20 protein-coding genes and 1 tRNA gene are annotated in these 16,956 nt (G+C 36.8%); 6 read left to right on the top strand and 15 right to left on the bottom strand.

The window, feature by feature from the left end; genetic code table 11:
• Positions 1 to 18: 18 nt before the first annotated feature.
• Positions 19 to 876 carry a dienelactone hydrolase family protein gene (locus P8O16_RS08455; protein WP_300313270.1) on the bottom strand — a complete coding sequence of 286 codons (858 nt, stop codon included), beginning with the start codon at positions 874 to 876 and terminating at the stop codon, positions 19 to 21.
• A 69-nt stretch (positions 877 to 945) separates the two neighbouring features.
• On the opposite strand from P8O16_RS08455, the gene P8O16_RS08450 reads away from it, so the two are divergent.
• Positions 946 to 1,662 (top strand): EcsC family protein, encoded by a 717-nt coding sequence (locus tag P8O16_RS08450; RefSeq protein WP_300313267.1) that lies wholly within the window; start codon positions 946 to 948, stop codon positions 1,660 to 1,662.
• Between the two features lie 92 nt (positions 1,663 to 1,754).
• Here the strand turns inward: P8O16_RS08450 and P8O16_RS08445 are convergent.
• Positions 1,755 to 1,827: transfer RNA gene (locus P8O16_RS08445), tRNA-Gln, on the bottom strand.
• Between the two features lie 307 nt (positions 1,828 to 2,134).
• Between P8O16_RS08445 and P8O16_RS08440 the strand changes: the two genes are divergently transcribed.
• Positions 2,135 to 2,380, top strand: a complete 246-nt coding sequence (locus tag P8O16_RS08440) for a hypothetical protein (protein WP_300313264.1) — start codon at positions 2,135 to 2,137, stop codon at positions 2,378 to 2,380.
• Between the two features lie 69 nt (positions 2,381 to 2,449).
• Here P8O16_RS08440 and rplI read toward each other — a convergent pair whose 3' ends face one another.
• The 4 genes from rplI to P8O16_RS08420 all read right to left on the bottom strand — a co-directional run bounded on the left by rplI (position 2,450) and on the right by P8O16_RS08420 (position 4,608).
• Positions 2,450 to 2,893, bottom strand: a complete 444-nt coding sequence (rplI, locus tag P8O16_RS08435; protein WP_300313261.1) for a 50S ribosomal protein L9 — start codon at positions 2,891 to 2,893, stop codon at positions 2,450 to 2,452.
• 35 nt (positions 2,894 to 2,928) lie between these two features.
• Entirely contained in the window at positions 2,929 to 3,180 is a 252-nt protein-coding gene (gene rpsR, locus P8O16_RS08430; RefSeq protein WP_057937597.1) for a 30S ribosomal protein S18, read from the bottom strand.
• The gene (gene rpsF / locus P8O16_RS08425; protein WP_300313249.1) at positions 3,177 to 3,548 is read right to left on the bottom strand and encodes a 30S ribosomal protein S6; all 372 of its coding nucleotides are present in this window, start codon (positions 3,546 to 3,548) and stop codon (positions 3,177 to 3,179) included. Before rpsF ends, rpsR begins: the two co-directional genes overlap by 4 nt.
• Positions 3,549 to 3,678: 130 nt before the next feature.
• Positions 3,679 to 4,608 (bottom strand): hypothetical protein, encoded by a 930-nt coding sequence (locus tag P8O16_RS08420; protein WP_300313246.1) that lies wholly within the window; start codon positions 4,606 to 4,608, stop codon positions 3,679 to 3,681.
• A 23-nt stretch (positions 4,609 to 4,631) separates the two neighbouring features.
• Between P8O16_RS08420 and P8O16_RS08415 the strand changes: the two genes are divergently transcribed.
• Positions 4,632 to 5,222, top strand: coding sequence for a methyltransferase domain-containing protein (locus tag P8O16_RS08415; protein WP_300313243.1), 591 nt, complete (start codon positions 4,632 to 4,634; stop codon positions 5,220 to 5,222).
• On the opposite strand, the gene P8O16_RS08410 is transcribed toward P8O16_RS08415, so the two are convergent.
• Both P8O16_RS08410 and apaG read right to left on the bottom strand, forming a co-directional pair.
• Complete coding sequence (locus P8O16_RS08410; protein WP_300313240.1) at positions 5,211 to 5,990, bottom strand: class I SAM-dependent methyltransferase; 780 nt, start codon at positions 5,988 to 5,990, stop codon at positions 5,211 to 5,213. The two genes, P8O16_RS08415 and P8O16_RS08410, sit on opposite strands and share 12 nt — an antisense overlap.
• A 1-nt stretch (position 5,991) precedes the next feature.
• Positions 5,992 to 6,378, bottom strand: coding sequence for a Co2+/Mg2+ efflux protein ApaG (gene apaG, locus P8O16_RS08405; RefSeq protein WP_300313237.1), 387 nt, complete (start codon positions 6,376 to 6,378; stop codon positions 5,992 to 5,994).
• Between the two features lie 62 nt (positions 6,379 to 6,440).
• Here apaG and ung point away from each other — a divergent pair, with 62 nt between their 5' ends.
• A complete protein-coding gene (gene ung, locus P8O16_RS08400; protein ID WP_300313234.1) occupies positions 6,441 to 7,103 on the top strand; it encodes a uracil-DNA glycosylase in 663 nt (220 codons plus the stop codon).
• A gap of 40 nt (positions 7,104 to 7,143) precedes the next feature.
• On the opposite strand, the gene lepB is transcribed toward ung, so the two are convergent.
• From lepB to P8O16_RS08365, 7 genes are all read right to left on the bottom strand, one after another.
• Positions 7,144 to 8,217: a signal peptidase I gene (gene lepB / locus P8O16_RS08395; RefSeq protein WP_300313231.1), complete on the bottom strand. Its 1,074-nt coding sequence runs from the start codon at positions 8,215 to 8,217 to the stop codon at positions 7,144 to 7,146.
• 14 nt (positions 8,218 to 8,231) lie between these two features.
• Positions 8,232 to 8,954 carry a 4-hydroxy-tetrahydrodipicolinate reductase gene (gene dapB, locus P8O16_RS08390; RefSeq protein ID WP_300313228.1) on the bottom strand — a complete coding sequence of 241 codons (723 nt, stop codon included), beginning with the start codon at positions 8,952 to 8,954 and terminating at the stop codon, positions 8,232 to 8,234.
• A 3-nt stretch (positions 8,955 to 8,957) separates the two neighbouring features.
• Positions 8,958 to 9,428 carry a DUF5683 domain-containing protein gene (locus tag P8O16_RS08385; protein WP_300313225.1) on the bottom strand — a complete coding sequence of 157 codons (471 nt, stop codon included), beginning with the start codon at positions 9,426 to 9,428 and terminating at the stop codon, positions 8,958 to 8,960.
• A 128-nt stretch (positions 9,429 to 9,556) separates the two neighbouring features.
• Positions 9,557 to 10,468: a ParB/RepB/Spo0J family partition protein gene (locus P8O16_RS08380; protein ID WP_300313223.1), complete on the bottom strand. Its 912-nt coding sequence runs from the start codon at positions 10,466 to 10,468 to the stop codon at positions 9,557 to 9,559.
• Positions 10,469 to 10,470: 2 nt separating this feature from the next.
• Complete coding sequence (locus P8O16_RS08375; RefSeq protein WP_300313220.1) at positions 10,471 to 11,253, bottom strand: AAA family ATPase; 783 nt, start codon at positions 11,251 to 11,253, stop codon at positions 10,471 to 10,473.
• A gap of 321 nt (positions 11,254 to 11,574) precedes the next feature.
• The gene (gene yidC / locus P8O16_RS08370) at positions 11,575 to 13,380 is read right to left on the bottom strand and encodes a membrane protein insertase YidC (protein ID WP_300313217.1); all 1,806 of its coding nucleotides are present in this window, start codon (positions 13,378 to 13,380) and stop codon (positions 11,575 to 11,577) included.
• Positions 13,381 to 13,420: 40 nt separating this feature from the next.
• Positions 13,421 to 15,037: a CTP synthase gene (locus tag P8O16_RS08365; RefSeq protein WP_300313214.1), complete on the bottom strand. Its 1,617-nt coding sequence runs from the start codon at positions 15,035 to 15,037 to the stop codon at positions 13,421 to 13,423.
• Between the two features lie 254 nt (positions 15,038 to 15,291).
• Between P8O16_RS08365 and P8O16_RS08360 the strand changes: the two genes are divergently transcribed.
• Positions 15,292 to 16,068, top strand: coding sequence for a hypothetical protein (locus tag P8O16_RS08360; RefSeq protein WP_300313211.1), 777 nt, complete (start codon positions 15,292 to 15,294; stop codon positions 16,066 to 16,068).
• Positions 16,069 to 16,183: 115 nt separating this feature from the next.
• On the top strand, positions 16,184 to 16,585 hold the full coding sequence (locus P8O16_RS08355; RefSeq protein WP_075349560.1) for a hypothetical protein: 402 nt from the start codon (positions 16,184 to 16,186) through the stop codon (positions 16,583 to 16,585).
• Positions 16,586 to 16,956 lie beyond the last annotated feature (371 nt).

Genomic DNA, 16,956 nt, shown 5'->3' with positions numbered 1-16,956 from the left:
CTTAAATGGAGGGATTAATTAAACTTGAAATTTTCCTCTTAGGTAGTTTATTGCCAACTCATATGCTTCGGCACTTGCTTCCGCATCATATTTAGGGTTGCTTGGATTAGAAAACCCGTGAACAGCTGGGAAAATTTTATAAGTTAACTTTTTGCCTGCCTCATCCATCTTTGAAGCAAAATCCTTGATGATTTCTTCGGAGATATATTGCTCAGTTGCAAAAAGGCCTAAAACATCTGAGTTTAATTTTTTGAGTTGTTCTACATCTCTTACAGGTATGCCGTAGTACATTACTGATCCTATATTTTGCTCGCCAGTGATTAAAGCAGAACGAAGTGACCATGCTCCGCCGAAGCACCAGCCTACATTAGCGATTTTAGCATTAGATCCAGCTAGTACTTGTGCTCCTTTTACGATAGCTGTAAGTCGATCTTCATTTGCGCCCTGCATTAGTTTACCGGCTTCCTGAGGATTAGATGTGACTTGTCCATCATACATGTCAAGAGCGATTACATTAACTTTTCCTTCCAGATCATCATAGAATTCATCAGCTTTAGATTTAATATGATCGTTTAGCCCCCACCATTCTTGGTATACAAAGAGCCATTTATCTGATGGTCCGTTTGATTTGATCAAATAGCCACTTGCGGTTTTTCCATCTGCTGTAGGATAAGTAGTCATTTCTCCCTTCCCTGAAAATTCAATTTCTAAAGGGGCAGGGTGAAAAGATGCAAATCCAGGATAATTTACAAATTGAGCCATATCATCGGAATGACAGATGGTGATGTTCGCAAAAGGATCTATGTTTTTTTCGTTTTCTTTTGGGAAAAGAAAACTCCCTAACAGGAGAATGAGTAAATAAATAGGCTTAATCATATTGTTTAGATTTGGTATGTGGAATGATGGAATAACCTGAAATTTCAATTTAAGTTTTTCAAACAGGAAATGGATAATTATACAAATTACGCTCAGGCAGAACTTGGACTATGGCGCTATCAAATGAAAAAGCCTCCTAGTTTCACGGGTAGGGTTACTCATGGGGTTCAAAGTAAAATTAATGATTGGATTCCTGAGAAAGTGCATCTGGCAATAACAGCGGCTATTGAAAATATGGTAAAAGCGGTTATTTCTGGTTCCAGTTGGATTGTTCCCAAGCCTCACGAAAGCCTATCATTAAAACAGCGAGAGTTCAAAGTAAGAAATAGAATTAAATGGTATAGGAATACAGCCTCAGTCGAAGGAGCGGTTACTGGAGCGGGAGGGATTTTGCTTGGTTTTGCGGATTTTCCAGCTTTTTTAACAATTAAAATGAAAATGCTTTTTGACATTGCAGCGCTTTACGGTTTTGATACCAAGAATTACCAGGAGCGTTTATTTCTATTGTATATTTTTCAAATCAGTTTTTCAACTCAAAGTAGGAGAAACGACTTAATAGGATTATTGGAAAATTGGGATAGTTACCGCCATGATCTGCCAGAAGACTTGGGGGCCTTTGACTGGAGGACTTTTCAGCTGGATTATAGGGATTATATTGATTTGGCTAAGTTGGCACAACTAGTCCCTATCATCGGAGCCGGAGTGGGTGCGATAGCCAATTACAGATTGACCGAACACTTAGGGAAAAATGCAATGAATGCTTTTAGGCTTCGAGTTTTGAAATAGCAGGAAGGAAAGCCTTCAACAGTTTATTAAGCTGAAATAGAGCCGAAAAAATAAAAAAAAAGCCCCGAATCTTTCAAATCGGGGCTTTTCTGTTGGTCTACTAGGGCTCGAACCTAGACTCTTCTGAACCAAAATCAGACGTGTTGCCAGTTACACCATAGACCAGTTTGACTTCTAAAACCTGGTAGGGTTCTTTAAAGTGTGACAAAGGTAGAATCTTAGCTGTTTTTTTCCAAACCAAGTTTTAAAGTTTTTCTATTTTTTCAATAAATGCCTTTAGATCAGGGGGAAAAAAATGACGGATAATTCCTTTTGAAAAGTGGGTGTTTTGAAAAGAATTATTTTTTTTGGGTTATGCAATCGATTGAAAATTATGATTGTGATAATTATGAGTGTAAAAAATTGTAATAACAAAAATATTTACTCAGTTTTGTTTAAAATTCAGTAAGAAAACTACCAAACCTTAAAAATTATGCAAGTCGAAAAATTAGAAAAAACAGTTCCTGAAGTTGTTCAGAAGTTAGAGAAAGTAAAAGGTGGAGAAACCTTAGCTGCAGAATTGTCTTGGTGCTGGGTAAGCTTCCAAAATGATCAAAACCCTATTGGAGTAATTCAAAAAGGTGAAGAGGCTATAGCCTTGTTCAAAGAAGCTAGAGAGAAAAACAGCAAAGCAGTATCAAAAAAATTGATCGAAAGCTTTGAAAAAGCTTTGAGCTAAGTCTCAGGAAATTTAAGGCATAAAAAAACCCCGATTAATCGGGGTTTTTTTATTTGATGTAGATCAGTATTACTCTGCTACCACCAAGAATTTAGCTTGAGTTTTCACTTCTCTATGAAGATCAACTTCTGCAGTAAATTCACCAGCTCCGTCTACAGGAGTGTTGATAGAGATTTTTTTACGATCAATGTCGATTCCGTGAGTAGCTAACGCATCAGCAATTTGAAGTGTAGTCACTTTTCCGAAAATCTTACCTGATTCACCGATTTTTGCTTTGATTTCCAAAGTTATCGCTTCTACTTTAGCAGCGATGTTTTCAGCTTCTGTCTTGATTTTTTCAGCTTTATGAGCAGCTTGCTTAATGTTTTCAGCAAGAATCTTTTTGTTCGAACCTGTTGCTAAAACTGCAAATCCCTGAGGGATAAGGTAGTTTCTTCCGTAACCTGGCTTTACATCAACCAAGTCATTTTTATAGCCAAGACCTTTGATGTCTGTCTTTAGAATGATTTCCATTTGTAATGTTCTTTAATGTTGGACGATACAAGAAATTATTTCAACCCATCGGTTACGAATGGCAACAAAGCCAAATGTCTTGCTTTTTTAATGGCCTGAGCCACTTTTCTTTGGAACTTCGCAGAGTTACCTGTAAGTCTTCTAGGAAGGATTTTACCTTGCTCATTAACAAACTTCAACAAGAAATTAGGATCCTTGTAGTCAATGTACTTGATGCCGTGCTTCTTGAATCGACAATACTTTTTTCTGATTTCGCCTCTATTGATTGGCTCGTTTACTAGTGTCATTTGGCAGCTTCCTCCTTAGCTTCAACTTTTTTGTTAAACTCTCCTTTTCTTCTTCTTTCGGCATAAACAATTGAATGTTTGTCCAAAACAGTAGTCAAGAATCTCATCACTTTTTCATCTCTTCTAAATTCTAATTCGAATTTACGGATGATCGTTGGAACAGCCTTGAACTCAACCATCACATAGAAACCAGTAGTCTTCTTGTCGATAGCATAAGCCATCTTCTTGAGACCCCAATTTTCCACATTAATGACATCTGCCCCCTCTTCTTTTAACAAGTTTACAAACTTGTCGACAGTATCCTTCATCTGAACATCAGACAAAACGGGAGTTAAAATGAATACCGTCTCATAATTTCTTTGGAACATTTTGTAATGTGTTTAAGAATTTGAATAAACAGACCGCAAAAGTAGGAGAATATCAGCTGTTTTCCAAATATTTATCGAAATGAAGATCAGGTTAAAAGTCAAAAAAAAACCTCCCGAGGGAGGCTTTTTATTATTTAACCGTAAAACTCTTCGAGCCAACTTGATAATTGTCTACAAAAATCCTGACTTCATGGGTTCCAGAGACATAATCAGATCCTTTTTCATAGTAAAAAACCAGTTCATTACCGGAATTGTCAAAGATCACATCTTGCTTAACAGTATAGAATTGTTCGTTGCCATTCATCATAAATGTTCCAGAACCCTTAGCTACATCAAAAATAGGTTGGGAATTTGGTGCCAAAACCTGCACGTAAATATTTCTCGGACCTTTTTCAGCTACCTTATTGTCAGCAAGATTGAAGCTGACTTTTATTCGTTCGATTTGTCGGTTCTTAAAGTCTTTTGTTGTTTCCACTCGCTCTTTTCCTTTAGAATTTACTGCTGAAATCGAAATGTTTTCAGCTTTCAGCATTGAAGCCACATTGACTTTGGCCTGTAGATTCTCTTTTTGAATATTCAATTGTGCCACTTCCTCTTCAATCTCTGCTTGAGTTGTTTTCAAATCTTGATTTTCAGAGTAAAGCTGTTGGTTCATTGCGCGTAGTTCAAGGATTTCCTGATCTTTTTCGGCAATCAATCCATTGTATGAATTGATTTTAGCATTTAGTGCTGCTATCTCAGATGAACTTCTCTGACGAGATGAGTTGCGTTCGGCAACTAATTGGCTCTTTACTTCCTCTAGAGCTTTGATGTCTCCTCCGAGTTTTTCAATCTCTTGGATTCTAAGGTCTAACTGATAAGTAACGGAGTCTAATCTTTTGTTTAGATCGTTATTCTCTGTAGAAAGGATTAAGATTTCTTCCGTCTTTTTTGTGCGATCAATGTAGTCAGTGTATAGCTTGATTCCACTAATTATGACGAGCAAGACCAAAACAATAATTATAATGTTCTTACCTTGTCCTTTCTTTTGAGGCGAATTTTTTTCAAATTCTGAATTCATAACTGAATTAATTTATAGGGATTATGATGTTTTTAGATGAAAACTACTGGACCGACAGGTACAAATCAGGTAAGACCGGTTGGGATATTGGATTTCCATCTCGACCTATATTGCAATATTTAGACCAATTTGAAAATAAGGATGTTGAGGTCTTGATCCCTGGGGCTGGAAATGCATATGAAGTAGAGTATGCTTATAATAATGGCTTCCAAAATGTGCATTTGTTGGATTTTTCTTCGGAGCCTATTCAAAGATTTAAAGTTAAAAATCCTGAATTTCCTGATAATCAAATTTTTCTGACTGATTTTTTTGAGCATCAAGGTCAATATGATTTAATTATTGAGCAAACATTCTTTTGTGCTTTGGATCCAGTACTTAGACCTGATTATGTTTCCAAAATGAAAAGCCTCCTCAAGCCAGGAGGAAAACTCGTTGGAGTGCTATTTGATAGGAAATTCGATTTTGCGGGGCCTCCATTTGGAGGAGATAGGGTGAAGTATCTCAGTTATTTGGATCAGTTTTTTGAGATCAAGACTTTTACGCCCTGTTATAATTCTATTCCTGAAAGGTTGGGGTACGAGCTATTTATTATTCTGGAAAACTCAAAAGTCTAATATTAGATGAGTTTTCTTGCCTGGGAATTGAAAGAATAAAATTCCTACTTCATAAAAATCCAAGCTCAACTTTACCTCGGAAAACCCTTGGATTTCTTTCCAAGCTTTTTCCATGTCCTTTGACCAATGAATATCTCCAATCGCAATGATGGATTCTGAACTTGTTTTTGAAATTAATTCTTTAAAAGACTTCATTGTTCCTTCATAGGTATGATTGGCATCAATAAAAGCAAAATCAACTTTCTCAATCTTCCTTAGCTCTTCAGGCAATGTGAAATTAATATTACCTTTTACAAATTTGACTTTTGGTAGTTTGAAATCACTTTTTGCTACTTGTATTAATTCCTCGGAAGCTTCAAATGTAAGAAGTTGAGTTTTCGTTGATTTGCTAAGATATCGAGTAGTGATGCCTACACAGGTTCCTAATTCAATAACGATTTCCCCGGGTGTTTGAGCGCAAAAGTACTGTAATAGCTGTGCGTATTTTCGATTACTTGTGCTGTATTTGGTGATTTTCGCTACTTCCCTAATTGGAGAATTGACTTTTTTTGAACCCGCACCAAGGTCAAGCACTGGAATTAACTTTTGACTTTGAAGGAGCTGATTTCTGAATTCTTCGATTTCAAGATCAGTATCTTTTCTTTCTTCAATAAATTTGAATAATTCCTTGTAGTGGTTGTATAATAAAGGGGATTGAAGTGCGTATTTATCTTCCTTTTTCAGCCAATAAGAAAGATATGCGAGAAAGGAATATACCTTTTCGTTCAAATCAGTTGTGGAAAATATTAGCGATCATCTGGAATTCAGGGACCTTTACTTCGATAGATTTTCCATCTATTAGCCGCTCCATAAAATATGATCCTCTCATTTTTCCTAATCCTGATTTGAGGTTACAGCCAGATACATAGCTATGTGACTCTCCCGGTTCTAAAACAGGTTGTTGGCCCACGACACCATTACCTTCAACGGTTTTTGGGGTTTCCGCAGCATCAAAAATCTCCCATTTTCTCCTTAAAAGTTGAATTGTCTGGTTGCTTTTGTTTTCAATGTTTACCTTGTAGGTAAAAACATAATGATGTTGATGAGGACTAGAAAACTCTGCCTGATAGGTTACCTCCACACTGACTTTGACTCCGTCTGTTACTGCTGTGACCATTACGATAATAGGTTGAAAGATGGTAAAGATACAATTCCAAATTAGAAATTCAATAATTTAACATGGAAGTACAAATTGAGTCCTCCTGGAAAAATGCTCTAAGTGCCGTTTTTGAAAAAGAATTTTTTAAAGGATTAGTTTCCTTTGTTAAAGACGAGTTCAGACAAGGAAAAGTTTTTCCTCAAGGAAAAGATATTTTCAATGCCTTTGAGCATTGTCCATTAAATGATGTGAAAGTTGTGATCCTTGGACAGGATCCATATCATGGTCCGAATCAAGCACATGGTTTGTCATTCTCTGTAAGACCAGGGACTCCTTTTCCACCCAGTCTTCTGAATATTTTTAAAGAGATCAAAACAGACTTAGGAATCGACATGCCGCCCAATGGAGATTTGACTCGTTGGGCTGATCAAGGTGTGTTTTTACTAAACGCAACTTTGACGGTTAGAGCTCATGAAGCAGGATCTCATCAGAAAAAAGGCTGGGAGGAATTTACTGATGAGGTGATTCGACTGATTAGCGATAAGAAAGAGCATGTTGTTTTTTTGCTTTGGGGAGCATACGCGCAGAAAAAAGTTGCTTTGATCGACCAATCAAAACATTTGATTCTAAAAGCACCTCACCCAAGCCCACTTAGTTCGCACCGAGGATTTTTTGGGTGTAAGCATTTTTCCCAAACTAATGAATATCTAATCGCCCAAGGAAAAGAACCAATAAATTGGTAAGAAAAACGCCTCGAGAATATTGTTCCCGAGGCATTCTTTTTTATTCTATTCCTTTAAAGAATCTATTCCATCTAATTTTACTGAACATGGACTCATCTTTATCAAGTGAGAGCCAGAGAAACCAAGCTTTGCCCACAATGTGATCTTCTGGTACAAATCCCCAATACCTTGAATCATAGGAGTCGTGCCGATTGTCACCCATCATGAAATAATAATCTTGAGTAAAAGTATAGCTGTCCACTTTTTTACCATCGATGAAAAGTTGAGCTTCTTTCATTTCCACATTTTCTAAGCCTTCATATTTCTCAATTGCGAAGCCATATTTAACCACATTCTCTTGGGTCATTTCGATTGTCCAACCTTTTGCTGGAATTTTCAACGGACCATAATTATCTCTATTCCAACCTAGCATATTTCCGTCCGGAAATATACCTGTTTCGCCACCTGCAGGTTGAATTCTTTTGGTCACAGAAGTAACTACAGGAGAGGACTCAAGTCTTTTAATTATTTCCTCTGTAGCAAATACCAAGTATCCAGCTCCATTGCTAAAAGTCCCAAAGCTATCTTGGTTTATACCGTATTCTTTGAAGAAATCTGCGTTTAATGGTCTATTGGTAATTACATCATAGGAGAACTGCATCTCTTCGGGCTTGAATCCTACCTCTCCATTAACTATCAATTCACTTAATTTTATTTCAATTACATCACCAGGAGTACCAACAGCTCTTTTGATATAGTTAGTCTTGAGGTCGGTCGGGTATTGGAATTCTGTTGGATAGTTGAATACCACTACATCATTTCTTTCGACATCTGAAAATCCAGGAAGTCTATAGTAGGGAAGTTGAATTGCATCACTATAGGAAGGAATCTCTGTGCCCCAAATTTTTTGGTGAGTCAATGGTACTTGAAGGGGAGTTTTAGGAATCCTAGTTCCATAATGCATTTTACTCACAAATAGAAAATCTCCCACTAGAAGAGACTTTTCCATTGAGGCAGTAGGGATTGTAAAGGGTTCTAAAAGTAGCCATCTGATTAAACTGGCAGCTACTACAGCAAATACTAGGGCATCTACCCATTCTCTTGCCGGTGATTTTTTTGCTTTAGATTTACTCATATTCGATTTAATGTTCAGAAAGATAGAAAATCATCCATAGAAAGTACCCCTTTCTTATCTTGAATCCACTCAGCAACTAAAATTGCACCAAGTGCAAAACCTTCTCTGCTATGGGCAGTATGTTTGATCTCAATGGTGTCTATCGTGGAAGTATAACTAATGATGTGCGTTCCAGGAGCGGGGTCTATCCTTTTGGATACAATGGGAAGTGAATGTTCATTTATAGTAGACTGATCAGCTAGTTTCCAGGTATTCAAAGAATCAATGTTATCAAGGATTCCTTCTGCAAGAGTGATAGCGGTGCCTGAAGGAGCATCTTTTTTGGCGGTATGATGGATTTCTTCAATTGCAACTTGATATCCTGAGGTTTCATTCATCAGTTTAGCAAGAAACTGATTTACTTTAAAGAAGATATTGACTCCAATGCTATAATTTGAAGCATAAAAGAATGTGCCGTTTCTAGTCTTAGTAAGGCTGTCGAGTTCGGCTTTTTGATCGAGCCACCCAGTAGTACCGGATACGATTGGAATCCCTTTTTCTAAAGACCATTTAATGTTCTTAACAGCAGCTTCTGGTTGACTAAATTCAATAGCTACATCAACGAGTGAGGAGTCTAATTTTTCCAGATCAGAAGTGTTGTCAATGTTTATTTTTCCGACAATTTGATGGCCTCTTGATTCGGCGATTGCACCGATTAGTTGCCCCATTTTCCCATAGCCGAGTAAAAGGATTTTCATTATTTAAAATTTCAATTTGATAGAAAAGCCAACGGAATTATTATTAGCTGAGAAACTCTCGAATTTAGGGTCAATCTTTAATGCTAGATCATCCGATATATCAAACCCTGAAAGGTGAGCGTCTACATTTGCATCAATTAGATTGAGTGCATAGATCGCTCCCAAAAGGATATAGCAAAGGTCTCGATTTCCTCTCCAATAATCTACATTTCGAACCAGTCCGTCCCGATTTAGATTTGGGAAATCCGTTGGCTCTCCATTGTCAGAAGCAATTAGTGCTTCTTTAAAAACCTGATATCTAGTGTTATTGTACCCTATGAAATATATATCCGTGATCAAGCCAGCATAGATGATTGGGACTTTCCAGGCCTTTTCATTATATACCTGTCCGGCTCCAGGAAGGATTGCCGAAAGCATTGTAGCCTTTCTTGGATTTTTTGGCAGATTAGAATAGTCTGGTTTTTCTTTCTTCACAGGTTTGGGCCTGCTGGTTTCTTCTTGTCCGAAGGATAATTGTGAGGAAAATAAAAACAATAATATAAAGGCAACCAATGGTAGCTTTGCAAAATGGTAGCTATTATTTGGTTTGGCTAAGTTCAAGTTTAAATAAGATCGAGAATTTCTAAAATTCTGTTTAGGTCAGAAGTTGAAGTAAAAGGGATTTTGATCTCGCCCTTATTTTTAGAATTCGTTTTTAAAGCCACTTTTGTTCCAAAATGTGAAGCAAGTTTCTGTTGAAGTTTGCTGGTTTCATATTTTTTAACAGGATCTAGCTCTGCTTTTTCTTTCTTTTCAAGTCCACCTTCACTTAGTGCTTTCACCAAAGCCTCCACTTTTCTCACACTCAATTCTTCTTCAAGCGCTTTGTTGAAGATAGCCAGTTGCTTATCTACGTTTTCAATATTGATCAAAGCTCGGGCATGACCCATTGAAAGCCTTTGATCGCGGATAGCCGCCTGGATCGTGGGAGGGAGCTTTAGCAATCTAAGGTAATTGTTGACAGTAGTTCGGTTTTTTCCAACACGGTCACCTAGCTCTTCTTGCTTCAGATCACATTCTGCGAGAAGTCTCTGGTAGGATTGCGCTATCTCCAGAGCATTAAGATTTTCTCTCTGAATGTTTTCAATGAGTGCCATTTCCAGCATCTGCTGATCATTGGCCGTACGTACGTAAGCAGGGATTTCTGTCAATCCTGCCAACTTTGAAGCTTGAAATCTACGCTCTCCTGAGATAAGTTGATACTCGTCTGTATCAAGTTTCCGAACAGTTATTGGTTGAATTATCCCCTGAACTTTAATGGATTCTGAGAGTTCGAGTAAGGCGTCTTTGTCAAAATAGACTCTAGGCTGATAAGGATTAACCTGAATCTGAGTTACTGGGATTTCAAATATTCCCGTTTTGACTACTTCGGGAAGTAGATCTTCGGATTTATGTTTTGCAGGACTGTCTTCTAGCAAAGCACCTAATCCTCTTCCTAATGCACTTTTTTTCTTTATGGGTTTTTGATCTGCCATGATTAGTTAGTCACTGTAGTTAGGCCGTTTCGCTGAGCTATCTCCGCAGCCAAATTCATATAAGCAATTGCTCCTTTGCCATCAGCATCAAAAGCGATCGCTGGCAATCCAAAACTCGGAGCCTCACTTAGTCTTACATTTCTTGGAATTATAGTTTCGAAGACCATCTTTTTAAAGTGGACTTTCACTTCATCTACCACTTGATTTGATAGTCTCAATCGCATATCATACATAGTCAATAGAATCCCTTCAATTTCGAGATCAGGGTTGAGTCGAGTCTGAATAATTTTGATCGTATTCAATAACTTTCCTAGTCCTTCTAAGGCGAAATATTCACATTGTACTGGAATAATTACAGAATTTGCAGCTGTTAGGGCATTGATTGTAATTAAGCCAAGTGAGGGCGAGCAGTCAATTATAATAAAATCATAAATCTCAGTCAGACTTGAAATGACTTTTTTCATTTTCTCCTCCCGGTTTTCCATATTGATCATCTCGACTTCTGCACCTACAAGATCAATATGTGATGGTACTAGGTCAAGATTTGAGATATCTGTAGAAATGATAATCTCACTCACCTCAATGCCATCAACCATACATTCGTAAATGCTTGTGCTAACTAGTTTTGGATCTTGGCCAAGACCAGATGTGGTGTTGGCTTGAGGATCTGCATCGATAATAAGGGTTTTGTATTCCAGAACAGCCAGACTCGCTGCTAAATTCATCGCTGTGGTAGTTTTACCTACTCCACCTTTTTGATTAGCAATTGCAATGATTTTTCCCATGTTGGTTTTAAAGAAGATTTTGAATGTCAATATTAATCAAAATCGGCTCTTTTATATTGGATTTTGATATTTTTTTAAGGCTTGCTCTTAATAGCTCTAATACTTAATAAAAGAATGATGATTGTCTAGGGTGTTGATTTTCAGAGAAATTCCATTCTTTTTGGGCTTTTCGGATTAACATTTTTTATTTGTCCACAGAAATTCTTCTATCCAGAAATTCTAATTTGATAATGAACTGAGCTTTATCCGAAATCAATCTAAAATTGGAATGTTTTTCCAAGAAAAGGACAAAAAAAGAGCCTTATAAAAGGCTCTTTAATTTTATTTTTTCCGATTAGAATCTGCAGCTTTCATAGCATCTTCCAATTTTTGCTGGAATTTTGACTTCTTTTTATTCACATTTTTCACTTTGCTTTCATCCACTTTTGCTCTGATTTTCGCATCATCCACAAATAGTTTGATTAGTGCTTGCTGACCAAAAGTCACCATGTTGGATACAAAGTAATAGAAACTCAAACCAGCAGGGTAGGAGTTAAGGATAAACATGAACATCACTGGCATAATGTATCCTAGATTCTTCATTGGGCCAGTGGCAGTTGTCAACTGATTGTTGAAATGCGTATATACGATCTGAGACACCGTCATCAAAAGTGTGAATAAACTTACATGGGATCCATAAAAAGGGATCGTAAATGGAAGCTTAAGGAAAGTGTCGTACGTAGATAAATCAGATGCCCAAAGGAAAGATTCTTGGCGAAGCTCGATTGCATTTGGGAAAAAGAAGAACATCGCAAACAAAAATGGCATTTGAAGTACCAAAGGCAAGCACCCCGAAATCGGACTAACCCCTAGTTGGGAAAATAGCTTCATCTGCTCCTGTTGCATTTTGGTAGCATCATCACCGTATTTCTCCTTCAGTTCATCGATTTCCGGTTTGATTACTCTCATCTTAGCCATTCCTATATATGACTTATAAGTCAATGGAAACAAGGCTAACTTGATCAGAAAGACGATAATGATAATGATTACACCATAATTGCTAAAGAACTTTTCAAGGAAAGCAAAGAGGTTTACAATAATGTACTTGTTCACCCAGCTGACAAAGAAGTATCCCATGTCCACATTGTCCTCAAATCCTGGAGTAACTTTTTTCAGGACTTTGTATTTGTCGGGACCGAAATAAAAGGTGAAGCCAGCTTTTCCGTCTACCAATGGAATATTGAAGGCCGCACTCATATTTCGTACTATAGCGCTGTCTGTTGGAGTGGATTGAGTAATCTTTACAGACTGAAAGGTACTGTCAGAGATGATTGCCGCTGAGAAAAATCGTTGACTAAATGAGATCCATTTCACGGGTTCTTCAATTGCCTCTTCCTCTAAATCATCGCCAGCACCTAAATTGTCAAATGAACCTGAGGCAGTGTAATAGTTTAATCTTGATTGGCGCTTTGACTCAGCCAAATTGCTTTCCTGCGCTTTAATTTGGTCGTCCCAAGAAAAAGCAATTGAATTACCTGTAAAAACCCCTGAATAACGATCTATTTCAAACGTCTTCTTCAGCTCATAACTTCCATCTTTTAGCGTAAACTTATGAGTCAATTGACCACTCTCTGTTGCTGCTGAAAATGTCAAGGTTTGTGTTTTTACTCCCTCTTCATCGACAGAGCTATCTATTGAGCTATTGAAATAAAGATCATTAAGATTGATTGGTCCTGATTTTGTGTCAATCATAAAGTTCATCTGTGAACTTTTCTCACTGATCAAATCCAGTGGATTCATGTCCCAGCTCTTGTATTCTTTCAGAATAACTTCTTTGACATTTGCCCCTTTACTTGAAATTTTGACCTGAATAAGATCATTCTCCAAGAGAACTTCTTCTTCAGTACCCATGGTCATTACTGCAAGGACACCATAAGTATTGATTCGAGATTGACTTAGAATGCTGTCATTTTCTGCGATTGGCGCCACATCCTGTGGCTCGAAGCTGCTTGTTGGATCTATTGCTTCTGTTTGAGTGATTGCTACAGTTTCTCCTTCGGGAATTTCAGGTCCACTCGCAAAAAAGATAGAGTAGATCAAAATTACTGCAGCGAAAAGAATCAAACCTGTTGCTTGATTTTTGTCCATATTGTTAATCGTAATTCCTGAATCAACTCAGGAGGGTAAATTATTTTACTTTATTGTCTATGGCAGCCTGGATGAATTTCACAAACAATGGCTGCGGATTTAAAACGGTACTTTTGTATTCTGGATGAAACTGAACACCAACAAACCAAGGATGGTTTTTCAGCTCCACTATTTCAACTAATCCTGTTTCCGGATTTCTTCCGGAGGCTATCATTCCTTTGCTCTCGATTTGCTCTAAATATGAGTTGTTGAATTCATATCTGTGGCGGTGTCGCTCTTGGATTTTAGTTTTTCCATAGGCAGCATAGGCTTTACTTGATTTTTTCAGGTCGCAAGCATACGAACCTAATCGCATTGTTCCACCCATTTGATCGACTTTCTTTTGTTCTTCCATCAATGCGATCACTGGATATGGAGTATTTGGGTCCATTTCAGTACTATTTGCATTTTCTAGACCAAGCACATTTCGGCTAAATTCGATCACAGCTACCTGCATGCCAAGACAAATTCCCAAAAATGGAATTTTGTTTTCTCTCGCATAGCGGACAGTTTCTATTTTACCTTCAAACCCTCTTTCTCCAAACCCTGGTGCTACAACGATTCCATCCAAATCTTTGAGTTTGCTTTTGAAATTGTCAGAGTTGATTTCTTCTGAAGAAATCAACTTCAAGTTGACCTCACATTCGATGGATGCTCCAGCATGAGTGAATGCTTCAATAATTGATTTATATGAATCTGGAAGTGAAACATATTTTCCTACCAAACCGATGTTTACAGCTTGGGTTGGGTTTTTTAATTTGCCCAAGAATTCTTTCCAATTGTCCAGATTAGCATTCGTTTTTGAAGAAAGCTTCAACTTTGACATGACTCTTTCATCAAGTTTTTCTTTCTTCATTAGCAGTGGTACATCGTAAATAGACTCTGCGTCCATTGCTTCGATTACACTATTTAATTGAACGTTACAGAAAAGGGCTAATTTCTTTTTTACATCAGGAGGTAAGTGATATTCAGTCCTACAAACTAGGATATCCGGTTGAATACCAGCCTCCAGCAATTGCTTAACGGAATGCTGGGTCGGTTTGGTTTTAAGTTCCTTTGCTGCTTTAAGAAAAGGTATCAAAGTCAAATGGATGACCAAAAAATCATTGGGAGAAAGATCCCATTTGGCTTGTCTCACCGCTTCAATAAATGGTAGGGATTCAATGTCTCCCACACAACCGCCGATTTCAGTGATTACTACATCGTATTTTCCTTCTTCACCTAGTTTGTAAAAATTGGACTTAATTTCATCTGTGATATGAGGGATCACTTGAACAGTTTTCCCCAAATAGTCACCTTTTCGCTCTTTTGTAATAACATTGTTATAGATTCTACCCGTTGTGATGTTATTGTTTTGGGAGGTTGGAATATTTAGGAATCGCTCATAATGTCCCAAGTCAAGATCCGTCTCTGCTCCATCATCAGTCACATAGCATTCGCCATGTTCGTATGGATTCAAAGTTCCCGGATCAATATTCAGATAGGGGTCAAATTTTTGGATGGTGACACTGAAGCCTCTGGATTGAAGCAGTTTGCCAAGAGAAGCGGCAATAATGCCTTTTCCTAGCGAGGATGTCACTCCTCCGGTAATAAAGATGTATTTCGTGTTGGAAGCCATAAGAAGGGCGAGTGGTGAAATTGTAGGGTTTCTTATGGGATACAAAATTAGGGAAAATTCCTGAGTAATGACCCTTTTTCACAAAGTTGCATTTACATTTTTGAAAGCAGTGATCTTTTCTGTTAAATCTGTTTTATGACACTTAGTGTCAAAAGTTTTTAAAATGAGTTTGAATGATCTACTTTTTATTGTCGGTTTGAGCATCATGATTTTATGTTCTTCCCAAAAAGTGGAAATCTTAAACAAATTATACCATGAAAAGAATCAGAAGAAAAATTATCCTTACTGGACAGAGATCCAGTTCAATGAATATGACATTAGATGGATTTCAATTTTTGAGTAAAGAATATCTGTATTTTGATCCAGTATCTTTGTTTTCTGAGATAGATTGGACTAATTATGAAAATAGTGTAGACACATTAAATCATATTTATAGTAAACTCTTTGATGAATTTGTAATTGAAAATAAGACTTTGGTTTGTTATTGGCCTAGTTCCAACTTTCCTGATAGTCATTGGTTTGATCTACTTAGTCTAGCTGCAAAAGCCAGTGTATCCATTGAAATTAACCATTTGAACGAGGTTGGAAATATATCTGACGAGATTCCTGAGGAGCTTCAACATACATGGAAGAAATTTATTTTAGAAATGATAGATTTCTTGTCAGAAGACATCAAATTAAATGAGGGGCTTGAAGAAATAGCTTACCTTAAAAGTAGTGATCAATCTATTATTATATATTGTCAAAAGGATTTAGAAATATACAAATACTTTTATTTGACATCCTCTCAGGAGATTTTTCAATTTGAACCACAATATGAATTTGACAAGAAAGAAAATATAGACTACTTGGAAGAATTTAATGATTTTGAATCATTAGTTGAACAAATTCAAAGAAAAACTGACTTAAGTTCATTTGAAAGTTCTTTTTTCAACGCTGCGCTAGAAAAGATTTATTTCAATGCTATTCTTAAAATGGATTCTCATATTAATCTTATTCAAAATTGGGTGAAGAATTACTCTTTAAATTGATTCTTAGCTTTAATTATAAACTCTTTTTATTTTTAGAGATTGTTTTTCTAGGGAAACAAATAATATATAATTATATTGCTATCGTTTTTTACAAAACCCCTTAAATAATAGGAAAATGAGAGATTTAATTAAAGAAGCAATTGCTGATCTAAAAAAAGGTGATGGTTTTATTTATGTTACTTCTGATGGAAGTAAGATCGATTTACATGAGGCTGCATCCAAAGGCATCGCAGTTACTCCTGTAAACCCAAAGGATCAAGTTATTAAAAAATTGGAAGCCGCAGGTCTTCATTTGAATGATGGAAGATTTCTAAATGAATTGAATGAGCTAATTTCTCTTGTTACAGGAAATGTAGTGTCTAAAGGTTCTAAGAGAAGATCTTTTTCTGATTCTGAGAAAAGTAAAATCATTGAAGAGTGGAAAAAGGTAGAAGCTGCGGGAAAGAAGACCAAAGCAGCATTCGCTAGAGAAATAGGAGTTGGTTACCAGACTTTTATTAATTGGTTGAGAGGTTAATTACCCACTCCTTGAAAATATAAGGCTACTGATATATCAAATCAGTAGCTTTTTTTTTTAGTAATTTATTTTTCTCGTATTCACTATCAAAAAAAGAAAAGTCCTTACACTAAATATTAGAATGGAAGAACTCAAAGTAATGTTGGTTTCTTTGTTTAGTTTGAGGATTTTAGGAGTTGTGATTTGAATATGGCTATGTTTATTCCTGAAAATGTTAGCAAACACCCGAATTAACTCCTTGTGGTAAATAAATTTTATGTATATCCGCAAAGATGCCAGTAGCCAAATAAGTTAGAAGTGACAGCCAGTGACAATCGCTTTCTTGCGATCTTAACGGGTACTAAATTAGGTCAAAATAAACGGTTTTGACC

It is taken from the genome of Algoriphagus sp. (assembly GCF_029254265.1).
In the GTDB taxonomy this organism is placed as follows: Bacteria; Bacteroidota; Bacteroidia; order Cytophagales; family Cyclobacteriaceae; genus Algoriphagus.
Note: the sequence above shows the minus strand (reverse complement) of the source record. Positions and strands in the feature narration are given on the sequence as shown.